15 protein-coding genes and 3 pseudogenes are annotated in these 16,502 nt (G+C 44.8%); 15 read left to right on the top strand and 3 right to left on the bottom strand.

Features of this window, described 5'->3' with window-relative positions; genetic code table 11:
- Positions 1 to 30: 30 nt before the first annotated feature.
- Positions 31 to 1,401: an MATE family efflux transporter gene (locus AB5642_RS15830; protein WP_173770254.1), complete on the bottom strand. Its 1,371-nt coding sequence runs from the start codon at positions 1,399 to 1,401 to the stop codon at positions 31 to 33.
- Between the two features lie 54 nt (positions 1,402 to 1,455).
- A pseudogene (locus AB5642_RS15825) lies at positions 1,456 to 1,602 on the bottom strand (DUF6783 domain-containing protein); the annotation flags it as partial.
- On the opposite strand from AB5642_RS15825, the pseudogene AB5642_RS15820 reads away from it, so the two are divergent.
- The 4 genes and pseudogenes from AB5642_RS15820 (at position 1,540) to AB5642_RS15805 (ending at position 5,700) form a co-directional block, all read left to right on the top strand.
- A pseudogene (locus tag AB5642_RS15820) lies at positions 1,540 to 1,689 on the top strand (DUF6783 domain-containing protein). The pseudogenes AB5642_RS15825 and AB5642_RS15820 overlap by 63 nt on opposite strands.
- 257 nt (positions 1,690 to 1,946) lie before the next feature.
- Positions 1,947 to 3,131, top strand: coding sequence for a DnaJ C-terminal domain-containing protein (locus AB5642_RS15815; RefSeq protein WP_173719364.1), 1,185 nt, complete (start codon positions 1,947 to 1,949; stop codon positions 3,129 to 3,131).
- A 436-nt stretch (positions 3,132 to 3,567) separates the two neighbouring features.
- Complete coding sequence (gene malQ, locus AB5642_RS15810) at positions 3,568 to 5,103, top strand: 4-alpha-glucanotransferase (RefSeq protein WP_173719365.1); 1,536 nt, start codon at positions 3,568 to 3,570, stop codon at positions 5,101 to 5,103.
- Between the two features lie 138 nt (positions 5,104 to 5,241).
- Positions 5,242 to 5,700: a CYTH domain-containing protein gene (locus tag AB5642_RS15805; protein ID WP_173719366.1), complete on the top strand. Its 459-nt coding sequence runs from the start codon at positions 5,242 to 5,244 to the stop codon at positions 5,698 to 5,700.
- A 22-nt stretch (positions 5,701 to 5,722) separates the two neighbouring features.
- On the opposite strand, the pseudogene AB5642_RS15800 reads toward AB5642_RS15805, so the two are convergent.
- Positions 5,723 to 5,821: pseudogene (locus AB5642_RS15800) on the bottom strand (DUF6783 domain-containing protein); the annotation flags it as partial.
- On the opposite strand from AB5642_RS15800, the gene AB5642_RS15795 reads away from it, so the two are divergent.
- From AB5642_RS15795 to AB5642_RS15745, 11 genes are all read left to right on the top strand, one after another.
- Entirely contained in the window at positions 5,780 to 5,908 is a 129-nt protein-coding gene (locus AB5642_RS15795) for a DUF6783 domain-containing protein (RefSeq protein WP_308768464.1), read from the top strand. The pseudogene AB5642_RS15800 and the gene AB5642_RS15795 overlap by 42 nt on opposite strands.
- A gap of 14 nt (positions 5,909 to 5,922) precedes the next feature.
- Positions 5,923 to 6,717 (top strand): pyrroline-5-carboxylate reductase, encoded by a 795-nt coding sequence (proC, locus tag AB5642_RS15790; protein WP_173719367.1) that lies wholly within the window; start codon positions 5,923 to 5,925, stop codon positions 6,715 to 6,717.
- 90 nt (positions 6,718 to 6,807) lie between these two features.
- Positions 6,808 to 7,359 (top strand): DJ-1 family glyoxalase III, encoded by a 552-nt coding sequence (locus tag AB5642_RS15785; RefSeq protein WP_173719368.1) that lies wholly within the window; start codon positions 6,808 to 6,810, stop codon positions 7,357 to 7,359.
- Between the two features lie 268 nt (positions 7,360 to 7,627).
- Positions 7,628 to 8,935, top strand: coding sequence for a trigger factor (gene tig, locus AB5642_RS15780; protein ID WP_118582705.1), 1,308 nt, complete (start codon positions 7,628 to 7,630; stop codon positions 8,933 to 8,935).
- A gap of 118 nt (positions 8,936 to 9,053) precedes the next feature.
- Complete coding sequence (gene clpP, locus AB5642_RS15775; RefSeq protein ID WP_118582708.1) at positions 9,054 to 9,635, top strand: ATP-dependent Clp endopeptidase proteolytic subunit ClpP; 582 nt, start codon at positions 9,054 to 9,056, stop codon at positions 9,633 to 9,635.
- Between the two features lie 315 nt (positions 9,636 to 9,950).
- Positions 9,951 to 11,273 carry an ATP-dependent Clp protease ATP-binding subunit ClpX gene (clpX, locus tag AB5642_RS15770; RefSeq protein ID WP_118582711.1) on the top strand — a complete coding sequence of 441 codons (1,323 nt, stop codon included), beginning with the start codon at positions 9,951 to 9,953 and terminating at the stop codon, positions 11,271 to 11,273.
- 19 nt (positions 11,274 to 11,292) lie between these two features.
- Positions 11,293 to 13,605, top strand: a complete 2,313-nt coding sequence (gene lon / locus AB5642_RS15765; protein WP_118582714.1) for an endopeptidase La — start codon at positions 11,293 to 11,295, stop codon at positions 13,603 to 13,605.
- A gap of 17 nt (positions 13,606 to 13,622) precedes the next feature.
- On the top strand, positions 13,623 to 14,240 hold the full coding sequence (gene yihA / locus AB5642_RS15760) for a ribosome biogenesis GTP-binding protein YihA/YsxC (protein WP_118582717.1): 618 nt from the start codon (positions 13,623 to 13,625) through the stop codon (positions 14,238 to 14,240).
- An 18-nt stretch (positions 14,241 to 14,258) separates the two neighbouring features.
- Positions 14,259 to 15,104 (top strand): energy-coupling factor transporter ATPase, encoded by an 846-nt coding sequence (locus AB5642_RS15755; RefSeq protein WP_118582720.1) that lies wholly within the window; start codon positions 14,259 to 14,261, stop codon positions 15,102 to 15,104.
- Positions 15,095 to 15,982 carry an energy-coupling factor transporter ATPase gene (locus tag AB5642_RS15750; RefSeq protein ID WP_173719371.1) on the top strand — a complete coding sequence of 296 codons (888 nt, stop codon included), beginning with the start codon at positions 15,095 to 15,097 and terminating at the stop codon, positions 15,980 to 15,982. The genes AB5642_RS15755 and AB5642_RS15750 overlap by 10 nt, the downstream gene beginning before the upstream one ends.
- A partial coding sequence (locus tag AB5642_RS15745) for an energy-coupling factor transporter transmembrane protein EcfT (RefSeq protein WP_368371744.1) occupies positions 15,979 to 16,502 on the top strand: 524 nt, incomplete at its 3' end. The genes AB5642_RS15750 and AB5642_RS15745, both read left to right, overlap by 4 nt.

Here is a 16,502-nt window from a genome sequence, read left to right as displayed (position 1 = left end):
GGTATGAAAATACCATCTGTCGGATCTTTTTTATCTATTTGTAGTTCTTAACAAACTATGTTCGCAAATATACTGGAACACAAAATAAAAAATAATTCCCTTTGAAACGGTGGAAAGTGTCAGTGCCCACCAGATTCCATTCAGTCCCAGTGCAGTGTTTGACAGAACCAGTGCAAGGGGGATTCGTATAACAGTCAGGCCAACGCTGATCAGACTGCAAAGCTGTGTCCGTCCAAGACCAGACAGGGCACCCACAGTCATCATTTCCACGCTGAGAAAAATTTCGGAAAATCCGATGATTCGCAGGTAATCAACGGAAAGACGGATAACTTCCTCCTCGTGGAAAAAGAGCACAGAAATCTGCCGCGGGAAAAATACAAAGGCAATAGTGATCAGTGCAGCCCAGCATATCAGAAGCCGAATGGAAATATGGTATCCTGATTTGATTCGGTCTTTTTTTCCTGCTCCGTAGTTCTGCCCCATGAAAGCGTTCAGGGCGGAGCCAAAACCATCAGCTGTGTTCCAGGAAAGGGACTCAATCTGTCCGCCTACACGCTGTACGGCAATAGCACCGTCCCCGAATCCGGAAACCATTCGGGTGAGTATCATGGAGATGATACAGTAAAGGCTTCCTTGAAGCGCAGTGGGGGTTCCAATGCGAAAGACTCCTTTTAAACAGGCAATATCCGGTCGTGAAAGCAGACGGATTTTGTGTAGTACATTGGCTTCACCGTGGTCACGGAGAATTTCTGTAACAAGGATCAGCAGAACTATAATCTGTGCAGTAACAGTTGCAACTGCTGCTCCTACAACTTCTAATCTGGGAAATGGTCCTACACCAAGAACAAGAAGCGGATCAAGGATCATATTCAGTATCAGACCAAAGAAGTTTGCCTTCAATGGTGTTTTGGAATCGCCCTGGGCTGTGAAAAGACCTGTCAGCACCTGGGAAAGGAAGGAAAACAGGATTAGTCCGCAGGTAATCCGCATATAAATTCTGGCACTGTTGTAAGTTTCTGCATCATTTAATGCAAAGAACTGCAGCAGCGGATTCGTAAATAATATACTGATCAATGTAACAAAAAGAGAGAATAGTATGGTAAGCTGCAGAGCTGCCTGTGCAAAGCCTGCGGCAGCCTTCTGATCACCTCTTCCAAGGGAATGCGCCATGTTTACCTGTCCTCCCATTCTTGCCAGGGAAGAAAGTCCCTGGGAGAGCCAGACGTACATACCTCCCACGCCCACACCCGCCACTGCTTTAGAGCCCAGCATTCCTATCCATGCCATATCTGTAATGTTGTAGGCGGTAGACAGGAAGGAAGAAGCCATGATTGGCAGTGCCAGCTCAGACAAAGTCCGTAAAATAGGACCGGAGGTGAGATTTAATTGTTTCTTTTTCATTTTAGATCTCCTGAAAATAGTAAAGTATCATTATTATACCATAGAAAACGCATTTTAAGAAGATGAAATATGACTTGAAAATACTCTAAAGCCTGTTTGAAAAAGTCTAGAGCGTGTTTGAAAAAGGCTTTCTGCAAGATGTGCGTCACAATTTGTGGGAGATTTTGTCCGGATGAAGGCGCCGTAGCGGGCTACGGCAACTGAATTCAGGCAAAATATACCGCAAAGTGGGGCGTGCAGATTGCGGGAATGATTTTTCAAACACGCTCTAATGTGAAAAAAATATGAAATTATGTTCCATACCTTGACTTTTAAAAGAATGAATGTTATATTACAAATAGAACAAAAATAAAGTTATTTCCCGTGGATGTTCGGGAGATGGACAACAGCATTCCCCGGAAGAGATTCCGGGGAATTTGTAGATACTGAATAGTTACAATAAATTGACATTACTGTATTCAGAAAATATATTACAAAGTATATGGATGAAAGCTGTGGGCAGTAATGAATTTATTTCGCAATATGAGGAGTCAGAGGTGACCAGTATGGGAGCAAAGAGAGATTATTATGAAGTGCTGGGAATCAGTCGCAGCGCGGATAAAGATGCTATAAAGAAAGCTTATCGTAAGATGGCAAAGAAATACCATCCGGATTCAAACGCGGGAAATCCGGATGCTGAAGAAAAGTTTAAGGAAGTCACAGAAGCATATAATGTGCTCAGTGACCCTGAGAAGAAAAAACTCTATGATCAGTTCGGTCATGCAGCATTTGAAGAAGGTGCTGGCGGTGCCGGATATGGTGAAGGTGGCTTTAATAGAAACGGCGGCTTTGACGGCTCTGGATTCAGTGGCTTTGGCGGTTTTGGAAATAGTCATAGCGGTGCTTATAGAAGTCCGGATGGCAGCTATCAGGAATTTCATTTCGAAGGTGGTGACATGGACGATATTCTGAAGAATCTGTTTGGAGGAGGCTTCGGAGGAGGAAGCAATTCTGAAAAGGCTGGTTCCGCACACGGATTTGGAGGAAGCGGTTTTGGTCACTCTGGTTTTGAAAACGGCTCTTTTAGAAGCGGATTTAATGGTAGTTTCGGCAGTGGAGGTTTTGATGGTACCGGTTATGGAGATGGCTTTGGAAACAGCTGCAATAGCGGCTTTAGTGGCAGTCACCAGCAGAAAGGCCAGGACCTGAACGCAGAAATTTCCATCAGCTTCAACGAGGCAGCATTTGGTTGCGACAAGCTGATTAATCTTTCTGGTGCAGACGGCAGTGGAAAACAGACTCTGAAAGTTCACATTCCTGCCGGAATTGACAACGGCAAGAGTATCCGTCTGAGAGGCAAAGGAAATCCAGGTTACGGAGGTGCTCCCGCAGGGGATCTTCTTCTGAAGGTTCATGTAGGCGAGCGCCCTGGCTTTGAGCGAAAAGGCACCGACGTTTACACCACCGTAAATGTGCCGTTCATCACAGCTGCTCTGGGCGGTGAGGCAAAAGTCCAGACCCTGAATGGCCAGGTAATGTGCCGTATCCCGGAAGGCACACAGTCTGGCAGCAAGATCCGTCTGAAAGGAAAAGGTATCCAGGCAATGGGAAAAGCTGGAGTCTACGGTGATCTGTACGTAACCGTCCAGGTTCAGGTACCGAGAAATTTAAGCGAGGAATCCAAACGGAGACTTCGTGAATTTGATACCAGTACCAGAATGGCTGGTACAAGAGGAAGTCGAACAGCGTAAAATTGCCTGCTATTAAATAACTATTTATTAAATAAGCGAAAGGTACAATATAGCTTACATGTATAAAATTTGGTTTGCTAAATCTAAGCTGAATGCATGTAAGCAGTTTGTTTCTATGTCTTGATCATAATCCGAAATCGGACTAAATCTATTAAAAAAGGTCCGATTTCGGATTTTTTGTGCTGCTTTACAGATCGGGAAAGCAAAAAGGAGAGAAAACGCATATGGCAGAAGCTCTGGGATTGACCGGTTCTGTGTCCTGTCTGGTGAAGAATAAAAAGAAATATCATTATTATTAGAAAAAACACTATATTTCTTGAAAAAATGATATTGATTTAAGTACATGAATTGTGGCATGATATAAACATGTATGTTAAACTGTAATAAGTGTAACAATATATGCTAAAGTATGATGCTTTTGAACAGGGAGGAAAAAATGGGAAATCAGAGAGAATGTGGCGTGCTGCTTCCAATCAGTAGTCTGCCTTCAAAATACGGAATTGGATGTTTTTCAAAAAGTGCCTATGAGTTTGTGGATCAGTTGAAGGCAGCCGGACAGGGCTGTTGGCAGATTCTGCCCCTTGGACCAACCAGCTACGGTGATTCACCTTATCAGTCTTTTTCCACCTTTGCAGGAAATCCTTATTTTATCAGTCTGGAAGACCTGATCGAAGAGGGAGTGCTTACGGAAAAAGAGTGTGATGCTGTGGATTTCGGTTCCAGGGAAGATGATGTGGATTATGAGAAAATTTACAAAGGACGATACAAACTTCTTCGTAAAGCCTATGAGAGAAGCGATATTTCCAAAAATCCTGACTTTGTAAGATTCCAGCAGGAGCAGGCGCATTGGCTTGGCGATTATGCACTTTTTATGGCGGTGAAGGATCGTTTTGAGGGAATTCCGTGGACAGAATGGGCGGAGGACATCCGTCTTCGCTGGAATAATGCACTGGATTATTACAGAAAAGAACTGTATTTTGAAATTGAATTCCAGGAGTATATGCAGTTCAAATTTTATGAACAGTGGGCGAAACTGAAAGCGTATGCAAACAGAAGAGGAATTCGTATTATCGGAGATATTCCGATCTATGTTGCCATGGACAGCGCAGATACCTGGGCAAATCCAGGACTTTTCAAACTGGATGAAAATAACGAGCCTACACAGGTAGCCGGATGTCCGCCAGATGGATTTTCTGCTACAGGACAGTTGTGGGGGAATCCGCTGTACAGATGGGATGTGCATAAAAATACCGGATTCGAGTGGTGGATCAAACGTCTGGCACATTGCTTTAATATGTATGATGTTGTCCGCATTGATCATTTCCGTGGATTTGATGAATATTATGCGATTCCATATGGTGATAAGGATGCAAAACGCGGCTGGTGGGAAAAAGGACCTGGAATGGATCTTTTCCGTACCGTTTCCTATCGGTTGGGACACAAGGACATTATTGCTGAGGACCTTGGTTTCATGACTGATTCTGTGAAGCGTCTTGTGGAGGAGAGTGGTTATCCAAACATGAAGGTAATCGAGTTTGCCTTTGATGAGCGGGATACTGGAAATGCCAGTGATTATCTGCCTCATAACTACACAAATAACTGTGTGGTTTATACCGGAACCCACGACAATGAGACACTGCTTGGCTGGTATGGGGATATTACTCCTGAGGAGCGTCATATGGTTCGGGAATATCTGTGGAACTTCCACGATGATGAGAAAGGCATCTGCCGGAATATGATCCGTCTGGTTATGGGAAGTGTAGCCGGAAGATGTATTATTCCGATTCAGGATTATCTGCAGCTTGATAATTCAGCCCGCATTAATCAGCCATCCACTCTGGGAACAAACTGGAAGTGGCGCCTGAAAGAAGGACAGTTCAGCAAAGAATTGCAGAAGGAAATGCTGACTCTGGCGACCAGATTCGGAAGGAAAAACTGGACCCCGGATCCGTTGGAAGAGAAAATGGAATAAATTTAATATTTAATCAGTTGTTGCATAAAAAAAGGTAGAAGAGTAAAATTGAGGGCAAGGGTGTTTGCCCTCAATTTTGTATATACGGAGAGCTGAAAAGTTCGTGCTTTTCATAAAAAACATGAGGAGGAAACTAAGTTGGAAATTGAGAGAAAGTTTCTCATTAAGAGAGAAAACCTTCCGGAAAACCTGGAGCAGTATCCAAGCAAGGTAATTGAGCAGGGCTATCTGTGCACAGAGCCGGTAGTGCGGATCCGCAAATCTAATGACAATTACTATCTGACTTATAAATCAAAGGGACTGCTGGCAAGAGAGGAATACAATCTGCCGCTGACAAAAGAAGCTTATGAGCACTTAAAACCCAAAGCAGACGGAATCGTGATCTCCAAGGTACGTTATGTGATTCCTGAGAAAGACGGTTTATCCATTGAACTGGACGTATTCAAAGCCCCCTACGAAGGTCTTCTCCTGGCAGAAGTGGAATTCCCCACCGAAGAAGCCGCCCACGCTTACCAGCCGCCAAAGTGGTTCGGGGAGGATGTGACGTATTCCACAGAGTATCACAACAGTACCTTAAGTAAAGGGAAAAAGAGATAAAATTTTTATTTTATAATGAACCTTAACTAGAGCCTGTTTGAAAAATCATTCCCGCAATCTGCACGCCCCACTTTGCGGTATATTTTGCCCGAATTCGGTTGCCGTAGCCCGCTACGGCGCCCTCATCCGGGCAAAATCTCCCACAAATCGTGACGCACATCTTGCAGAAAGCCTTTTTCAAACACGCTCTAAACAACGACCTACATGAAAGGAGCAGAAGATATGAAAATCGGATTTATCGGATGTGGAAATATGGGTTCTGCAATGATCGGCGGAATCCTGAAAAATGGTGTGTTTGAAAAAAATGAGATTATTGTTTCAAATCTCACAGAAGAAGGAAGTAGAAGAAGTCAGGAAAAACTTGGAGTTGTGACAACTCTGGATAATTGTGAAGTTGTGAAAAATGCAAATATTGTTATATTAGCAGTAAAGCCTCAATTCTATGAGGAGGTAATCGGTGAAATTAAAAATTTCCTGACACCACAGCATATGATCGTAGGAATTGCGCCCGGTAAAACTCTTGCATGGCTGGAAGAAAAATGTGAGCAGCCGTTAAAGGTGGTACGTCTTATGCCGAATACCCCGGCACAGGTAGGGGCAGGAATGACAGGTGCCTGTGTCAATGATCGGGTAACAGAAGAGGATCTGGATCAGATTCTTGCCATTACAAACAGCTTCGGTCGCACAGAGGTGGTACCAGAAAGGCTGATGGACGCAGTCAGCGCAGTCAGTGGGTGCTCTCCGGCTTATGTATTTATGTTTATTGAAGCAATGGCAGATGCCGCTGTGGCACAGGGAATGCCAAGAAAACAGGCCTATCAGTTTGCTGCCCAGGCTGTACTTGGAAGTGCGAAGCTGCTTCTGGAGACAGGCATGCATCCGGGAGAACTGAAGGATATGGTATGCTCCCCGGCAGGAACGACCATTGAGGGTGTGCGTATCCTGGAAAAAAATGGTTTCCGCAGTGCTGTGTTTGAAGCATTGCAGGGAGCTGCTGATAAAGGAAAGAAAATGTGAGCTTTGCCTACAAAAAACACCTCGCGGAATATTACCAGTGAGCAGTAACTATAAGTAAATAATTGTGAAAATGAATCAGGAGGTTCCACTATGAGCAAAAAAGTATACATCTTCCTCGCCGACGGTTTTGAAGACATTGAAGGCTTAACTGTAGTTGATCTTATGCGAAGAGCAGGAATCACTATTACAACCGTTTCTATTAAAAACACCAAACAGATCACCACAGCCCATGGAATTACCATGCTGACCGATACCACCTTCCGTGAGGCGGATTTCTCCGACGCAGACATGCTGGTTCTCCCGGGCGGACAACCTGGAACCACTTATCTTGGAGGATTCGAGCCACTTACCGATCTGGTTAAAAGCTTCTATAATAATGGAGGTAAGATCGCAGCCATCTGCGCGGCACCTACTGTTTTTGCAGAAATCGGACTTTTACATGGAAAGAAGGCCACTGCATACCCGGCCTGCATGGACGGTCTTGGAGATGCTGTGAAGTCTGAAGAAAAGGTTGTAATTGATGGAAACATTACTACAAGCCGTGGACTTGGAACTGCAATTGACTTTTCCCTTTCCCTGATTTCCCAGCTCCTTGGACAGGAAAAAGCAGACCAGATTGCAGAATCCGTAGTTTATAAGTAAAAAATATTATAAAAAACCCTAATTTTTTAGGAATAACAGGGAAAACCATAAAAAACACTGGCGTTTTTAATTTGGTTGTGCTATACTTCTACAATGACTGTAATAATAGGGGGAAACCCTGCGCATTTATAACCGCAGAAGGATCGCAGTGACAGGAACCTGTTTTGGACTTTCCGGTTATCATCTGCGGTATCATTATTAAGAAATGGACAATGTCAATGCATTGGACCTGACATTTTACCTGAGAATATTAAGGAGGAACACGAAAATGAGTTTACAGGTGGAGAAATTAGAGAAAAACATGGCGAAGCTTACCATCGAAGTTTCCGCTGAAGATTTAGACAAAGCAATGGAGAAAGCTTACCAGAAACAGAAAAGCAGAATCAGCCTTCCAGGATTCCGTAAAGGAAAAGCTCCGAGAAAGATGATCGAGAGCATGTATGGCAAGGGTGTATTCATGGAAGACGCTGTTAATTCTCTTGTACCACAGGAGTATACAAAAGCTCTTGGCGAGTGCGATCTTGAGATCGTTTCCCAGCCGGAGATCAATGTTACACAGATGGAGCCAGGTAAAGCTCTTATCTTCACAGCTGATGTAGCTGTGAAACCAGAGGTTACTCTTGGAGATTACAAGGGTGTAGAGGTTCCGAAGTCTGAGATCACTGTAACAGACGAGGAAGTTGACGCTGAGGTTAAGAAAGAGCAGGATAAGAATGCAAGAACAGTTGCAGTTGAGGATCGTGCAGCTGCAAACGGCGATATCACAACAATCGATTTCGAGGGATTTGTTGATGGTGTTGCATTTGAAGGCGGTAAAGGAACTGACTACGCACTTACACTTGGTTCCGGTACATTTATCCCGGGATTCGAGGATCAGCTTGTTGGAGCAAACACTGGTGACCATGTAGAAGTTAAGGTTACTTTCCCAGAGGAATATCAGGCAAAAGAGCTTGCTGGCAAGGAAGCTGTATTCCAGTGTGACGTTAAGAAGATCGAGACCAAAGAGGTTCCGGAGCTTGACGATGAGTTTGCGAAAGACGTATCTGAATTTGATACTCTTGCTGAGTACAAAGAAGATGTTAAGAAGAAACTGACAGAGAAGAAAGAGAAAGAAGCAAGAACTGCAAAAGAGAACGCTGCAGTAGATAAAGCAATCGAGAATGCACAGATGGATATTCCGGAGCTTATGACAAAGACTGAGTGCCGTCAGATGATGGACGATTTCTCCAGAAGAATGCAGCAGCAGGGATTATCCATGGAGCAGTACTTCCAGTTCACAGGCCAGAGCATGGACAAGATGATGGAAGACATGAAGCCACAGGCTCTCAAGAGAATCCAGACAAGACTGGTTCTTGAGAAAGTAGCTGAGGCTGAGAACATCCAGCCATCTGAAGAAGAGATCACAGAAGAGATCCAGAAGATGGCAGATGCTTACAAGATGGAAGCTGACAAGATCAGAGAAGCTATCGGTGAGAGCGGACTTGAGCAGATGAAGAAAGATATGGCTGTTCAGAAGGCTGTTACTGTTATCGCTGATGCAGCAGTTGAAGTTGAGAAAGCAGCAGACGCTGAATAATCAGCAGGCAGATAACTGCACATCCCAAGAGGGAAAATTTATTTTGTTATGAAAGCGCTCTCTGGCGCATTATAATGCAGATCTAGGGGAGCGCATCTGATAAGAAAAGAGGGAATATATGAGTTTAGTGCCTTATGTCATTGAGCAGACAAGCAGAGGGGAGAGAAGCTACGACATCTATTCAAGGCTTCTGAAGGACAGAATCATTTTCCTGGGAGAGGAAGTAAACGATGTAAGTGCCAGTCTGGTAGTTGCTGAGTTGCTTTTTCTGGAAGCAGAGGATCCTGGAAAGGATATTCAGCTTTATATCAACAGCCCGGGTGGTTCCGTGACAGCTGGTATGGCTATCTATGATACCATGCAGTATATCAAGTGCGATGTTTCCACTATTTGTCTGGGAATGGCTGCCAGCATGGGAGCATTCCTTCTTGCTGGTGGTACAAAAGGTAAGAGATTTGCACTGCCGAATTCTACGATCATGATCCATCAGCCATCTGGCGGAGCCCAGGGACAGGCTACTGAGATCCAGATCGTGGCAGATCACATTGCCAAGACAAAGAGAACATTAAATGAAATTCTGGCTGCAAACACCGGACAGCCTCTTGAGGTAGTAGAGAAAGATACAGACCGTGACAATTACATGTCCGCAGAGGAAGCATTGGCTTATGGTCTGATCGATGGTGTTGTAACCCACAAATAGGGAAAAACTGTAACTGGATAACCGAGTGTACACTGATGAAGATGTAGTATATTTGTGTATTTCCAGTATAAACTTTCCCGCCTAAACTGAAAACAAAAGAAATCCCCCTGGATAATAGCCGGAGTTTTCTTTTGCATGCTACTGTAAGAAAAGACTCCTGAACTAACAGGAGTCTTATCTTGTAAAACGGGATAATTTTGTAAAATAGGTATATTTTACAGAATAATTCCAAATTTTAAGAAATAAAGAAAACTTTTTTCAGAATAGCTCTGAATAAGGTTGCTTTATTTAAAAGAAAGGAAAAGTTAAAGATTCATGGCTGAGAAGATAAGAGAAGGAAAAGTAAGATGTTCCTTTTGCCAGAAAACCGAGGATCAGGTCCGCAAATTAATCGCCGGACCAGATGGGGCCTACATCTGCGATGAGTGTGTAGGTATCTGCTCGGAGATCATGGAGGAAGAATTTGGAGGATACGATCAGGAAGATATTCTTGGATCTGAGATCAATCTGATGAAACCAGAGGAAATCCATGCAATTCTGGACGACTATGTAATCGGACAGGATGAGGCCAAGAAAGCACTTTCTGTTGCTGTATACAATCATTACAAACGTGTTACTGCTTCCAGAAATCTGGATGTAGAGCTTCAGAAGAGCAACATCCTTATGCTTGGACCAACTGGTTCCGGTAAGACACTTCTTGCCCAGACACTGGCAAGACTTCTGAATGTACCGTTTGCCATTGCAGACGCCACTACCCTGACAGAGGCAGGATATGTAGGTGAAGATGTTGAGAATATTCTTCTGAAGATCATTCAGGCTGCTGATTATGATATTGACAGAGCGCAGTACGGAATTATTTATATAGATGAGATCGACAAGATCACACGTAAATCCGAGAATGTTTCTATCACTCGTGACGTTTCTGGAGAGGGTGTACAGCAGGCACTTCTGAAAATTCTGGAAGGCACTGTTGCAAGTGTTCCTCCTCAGGGTGGAAGAAAGCATCCCCATCAGGAATTCATCCAGATCGATACTACAAATATTCTGTTTATCTGCGGCGGTGCCTTTGACGGTCTGGAGAAGATCATTGAGGGAAGACAGGATACCAAGGCAATTGGCTTTGGCGCAGAAGTTGCTTCCAAAGAGGAACAGAATGTTGGTGAACTGTTCAAGCAGGTAATGCCTGAGGATCTGATCCGTTATGGACTGATTCCGGAGTTTGTAGGACGTGTGCCTGTAGTGGTAACCTTAGACGGACTTGATGAGAACGCACTTCTTCGCATCCTTCAGGAGCCGAAGAACGCACTGACCAAGCAGTACCATAAACTGTTTGAACTTGATGGAGTAGAGCTTGATTTTGAGGATGAAGCACTTCGTGTTATGGCGAGAAAGTCCATGGAACGTAAAACCGGAGCCAGAGGACTTCGTGCGATCATGGAGAGCACTCTTATGGATCTGATGTATAAGACTCCGTCTGACGACACCATTCGTAAATGCATTATTACAAAAGAAGCTGTAGAGGGAACTGGTGAACCTCAGATCGTTCATGGGGAAGCTCCTGCACAGCCGGTGAATCCGGCAAATACAGGCAGAAGAAGCCAGCGTGCACACAAAAAGGGCACTCCGGAAACAGCCTGATGAAGGGATTTGACTACAAATGAGTGAGCCAATCAATGTACTTCCTGCCCTTGCCCTTCGCGGAACTACCATTCTTCCGGGAATGATCATCCATTTCGATGTAAGCAGGGAACGTTCCAAAAAGGCAATCGAAGCGGCAATGTTTCAGGATCAGAAGATCTTTCTGGTAACCCAGAAGGATCCCCAGATTGAAGATCCTGGATTTGTACAGCTGTTTCAGGTAGGAACTATTGCATATATTAAGCAGGTTGTGAAACTTCCTGACAACCTGCTGCGTGTTCTTGTTGAGGGAAAAAGAAGGGCAGAACTTCTTGGCCTGGAACAGGAGACACCATATTTAAGAGCAGAGACTGTTCTTGTTAATGAGGAAGAAGAGGAGCTGCCTCAGGCGATGCTGGAGGCAATGTACAGAAGTATCAGGGAGCTGTTCCAAACTTATTGCGCTAAGGGTGGAAAGATTGGAAAAGAACTGGCTGCCCAGATCATGAATATAGAGAAAGCACCGGAGCTGATCGACCAGATCGTAATTAATCTGCCTCTTTCCTGGCAGAGCAAACAGAAACTTCTGGAGGCAGCCAGACTGACAGACAGATATGAGCTTCTTGGTGCCATTTTGAGCAATGAGATCAATGTGCTGGATATCAGCCACGACCTTCAGCAGAAACTGAAAAAGCGTGTAGATAAAAACCAGCGTGAATATATTTTGAGAGAACAGCTGAAACTGATACGGGAGGAGCTTGGCGAGGACAATACTGCTGATGAGGCTGAGGAGTTCCGCAGAAAAGCCAAAGAGCTTACTGCTTCCCAGGAAGTAAAGGATCGCATTTTCAAAGAAATCGGCCGCTTTAAAATCACCAGCACCAATGCCGCTGAGAGCAGCATTCTGCGGGGATATATTGAGACACTTCTTTCCCTTCCGTGGGATAAGTGCTCTGAAGATTCTGAAGACCTGAAGGCAGCCTGGAAGATTCTTGAAGAAGGTCATTATGGTCTGAAAGATGTAAAAGAGCGTATTATGGAATTTCTGTCTGTACGTAAGCTGACACATAAAGGAAAATCTCCTATACTTTGCCTTGTGGGACCTCCTGGAACCGGTAAGACTTCTATTGCCAAATCTGTTGCAGAAGCCACTGGCAAACGTTATGTCCGTATTTGCCTTGGTGGTGTGAAGGATGAAGCTGAGATCCGCGGCCATAGAAAGACTTATGTGGGTGCTATGCCGGGAAGGATTACCGTTGCCCTTCAGCAGGCAAAGGTTGCCAATCCGCTTATGCTTCTGGACGAAATTGACAAGACAAGCAGTGATTACAAGGGAGATACTTCTTCTGCGCTTCTTGAGGTGTTGGATCCGGAGCAGAACAGTCATTTCAATGACCATTATGTGGAGCTTCCCCAGGATCTTTCAGAGGTGTTGTTTATTGCAACAGCCAACGATATTCAGGGAATCCCAAGACCGCTTCTTGACCGAATGGAGGTCATTGAGATCAGCGGTTATACAGAGAATGAGAAAGAGCACATTGCAAAGGAGCATCTGATTCCCAAGCAAATGGAAGCCAATGGAATTGAGAAAGGCAAACTTTCCATTCAGGGCGGCGCTCTTCGAAAAATTATCAATAATTATACGAAAGAAGCTGGTGTCCGAAATCTGGAGCGTCTGATCGGTCAGATCTGTCGTAAGACAGCACGTCTGATCATGGAAGATGGCAAAGAGAAGGTAACGGTCACAGGCAAGAACCTTGAGAGCTTTCTGGGGCAGGAGAAATACAATTACCTGATGGCGAATAAAAAGGATGAGGTTGGTATTGCAAGAGGTCTTGCCTGGACGCAGGTAGGCGGCGATACCCTTCAAATCGAAGTAAATATTATGCCGGGTAAAGGGGAATTTGTGCTTACCGGACAGCTTGGAGACGTGATGAAAGAGTCTGCAACAGCGGGTATCAGCTACATCCGTTCTGTAGCAGCCAGATATGGAATCAATCAGGAATTTTTCCAGGAAAATGACATTCACGTACATATTCCGGAAGGGGCAGTGCCAAAGGACGGTCCGTCAGCCGGAATTACCATGGCAACTGCAATGCTTTCTGCCATTATTGACAAGCCGGTAAGAGCGGATCTTGCCATGACTGGTGAGATCACCTTAAGAGGTCGTGTACTTCCAATCGGCGGACTGAAAGAGAAGCTTCTTGCAGCTAAGTACGCCAAGATTAAAGAAGTACTGGTTCCAAAGTCCAATAAACCGGATATCAAAGAACTGGATGAGGAGATCACAGACGGACTGAAGATTACGTTTGTGGAAAATATGAATGAAGTGCTGGAACGGGCACTTGCCTGAAATGAGAGGTAGGAAAAATGGTAATTAAAAATGTTTCACTGGATATCGTTTGTGGTATCACCAGCAAACTGCCAGACACAGGAAGACCTGAAATTGCTTTTGCAGGGAAATCCAATGTGGGAAAATCCTCCCTCATTAACGGTCTGCTGAACCGAAAAGCGCTGGCAAGAACAAGTTCCCAGCCGGGAAAAACACAGACTATCAATTTTTATAATGTAAATGATTTTATGTACCTTGTGGATCTTCCAGGTTATGGATATGCCAAGGTTCCGGAGACTGAGAAGGCGAAGTGGGGAAAGATGATCGAGCGTTATCTTCATACCTCACAGACCCTGAAAGCAGTATTTCTCCTGATCGACATCCGGCACGATCCATCTGCAAACGATAAGCTGATGTATGACTGGATCGTAAATAACGGATACAATCCGATCATTATTGCAACCAAGCTGGATAAGCTGAAAAGAAGTCAGGTACAGAAGAATATTAAGGCTATCAAGGACGGACTGAAGCTGCGCCCGGGCAGTAAGATCATTCCTTTTTCCGCTGAGACAAAGCAGGGAAAAGATGAAATCTGGGCGTTAATGGACGAGTTGACCGGTGCAGTTCCGGCAGCTACGGACGAGCTGAAGGCCTGACAGACGAGGAAAAAGAATATGGGAATTATCAAGGCATTCAAGCTGGGATTTGACTATCTCAAGTATGATGAGGACGGCAATGTGGAAGCAACGCAGCGTGCTGTCAATGATGTAAACCTGGACATTGAAGCCGGCGATTTTGTGGCCGTTCTGGGGCACAATGGTTCCGGAAAATCCACATTGGCGAAGCAGATAAATGCATTGCTTATCCCTTCAGAGGGAACCATGTGGGTGGATGATATGGACACAGCCAAGGAGCCGGAGCTGTGGAAAATCCGCCAGAAAGCGGGGATGGTTTTTCAGAATCCGGACAACCAGATCATTGGTACGGTTGTGGAAGAGGATGTAGGCTTTGGTCCTGAGAATATGGGAGTACCTACAGACGAAATCTGGAAGCGTGTGGATGACAGTCTGAAAAAGACAGGAATGACCGCTTACCGTTATCAGTCTCCGAACAAGCTTTCCGGAGGCCAGAAACAAAGAGTTGCCATCGCAGGTGTTGTGGCGATGCGTCCAAGCTGTATTGTACTGGACGAGCCAACTGCAATGCTTGACCCGAATGGCAGGAAAGAAGTATTGAAAGCCGTTTCCGAGCTCAATAAAAAAGAAAATGTAACCGTTGTCCTCATTACCCATTATATGGAAGAAGTGATCCATGCCAACAAGGTTTATGTGATGGATGGTGGAAATGTGGTAATGCAGGGAACTCCAAGAGAAATTTTTTCCCAGGTAGAGACACTGAAGAAATACCGGCTGGATGTACCCCAGGTGACATTGCTCGCCCATGAGCTTCACAAGGCTGGCGTGGACATTCCGGAAGGAATACTGACGAAAGAGGAATTGGTGGGTGCATTATGTCGATAGAGCTTAAGAACGTGACCTATACTTACAGTCAGGGTACTGCTTATGAAAGCCACGCCCTGAAAGATATAAATCTTGTAATTCCGGATGGACAGTTCATTGGTGTGATCGGTCATACTGGAAGCGGAAAATCAACCTTGATCCAGCATTTTAATGCTTTGATCCAGCCTACAAGCGGTCAGATCCTATATAATGGAGAAGACGTGTGGGCGGAGAATTATAACCGCCGGGCTCTTCGTAGTGAGGTGGGGCTGGTATTCCAGTACCCGGAGCACCAGCTGTTTGAGAATACAGTTCTGGCAGATGTTTGCTTTGGTCCTATGAACCAGGGACTTTCCAGGGAGCAGGCTGAGGAAGAGGCAAAAAAGGCCCTTGCCCACGTAGGTGTGAAGGAAGAGAATTTTACCAAATCTCCTTTCGAGCTTTCAGGAGGTCAGAAGAAACGAGTTGCCATTGCAGGTGTTCTTGCAATGAACCCGAAGATCCTGATTCTGGATGAGCCTACTGCAGGGCTCGACCCACAGGGAAGAGATGACATTCTGGATCAGATTGCGGCTCTTCATAAGATGAGAGGGATTACCATTATCCTGGTTTCTCACAGCATGGAGGACATTGCCAAATATGTGGAACGCCTGATCGTTATGAATCATGGGGAAATGGTATTTGACGATACACCGAAGAATGTATTTTCCCATTATAAGGAACTGGAAGGAATGGGACTTGCGGCACCGCAGATCACCTATATCATGCATGCGCTTTCCGAAAATGGCCTGAATGTGGATACCACAGCTACCACTGTGGAGGAAGCCAGGGATACGATTCTGGAAGCTTTAAAGAAGCAGAAGCCTTCACTTCTTAAGAAGGGAGGCAGAAACGAATGATCAGAGATATTACCATTGGACAGTATTATCCGGCAGATTCCGTGATTCACAAGCTGGATCCAAGAACCAAACTGGTAGGAACCATTGGATTTATTGTATCTGTATTTTTGTTTCACACCTTCGCAGGATATGCAGTGGCTACTATATTTCTTGCAGGAATGATCCTGTTGTCAAAGGTTCCGGTGAAGTTTATTTTTAAAGGTCTGAAGACCATTTTCATGTTGCTTCTGATCACCATATTTTTTAATATGATTCTTACCCCTGGTGAGGTGGTATGGAAGCTGGGATTTATTAAGATAACAAAGGAAGGTCTGGTGCTGGCAGGTACTATGGCAATCCGACTGGTTTATCTGGTGATCGGTTCTTCTATTATGACACTGACGACGACACCTAACCAGCTGACTGATGGCCTGGAGCGTCTGCTCCGCCCTCTGAATAAGCTTCATGTACCAGTACATGATATTGCTATGATGATGTCGATCGCCCTACGTTTTATCCCTATTCTTCTGGAAGAAACGGA

This window comes from Ruminococcus sp. 1001136sp1_2201st1_G3_2201SCRN_220225 (assembly GCF_040924365.1).
GTDB classification, from domain to species: Bacteria; Bacillota; Clostridia; order Lachnospirales; family Lachnospiraceae; genus Blautia_A; species Blautia_A faecis.
This window is presented reverse-complemented; position numbering and strand designations above follow the sequence as displayed.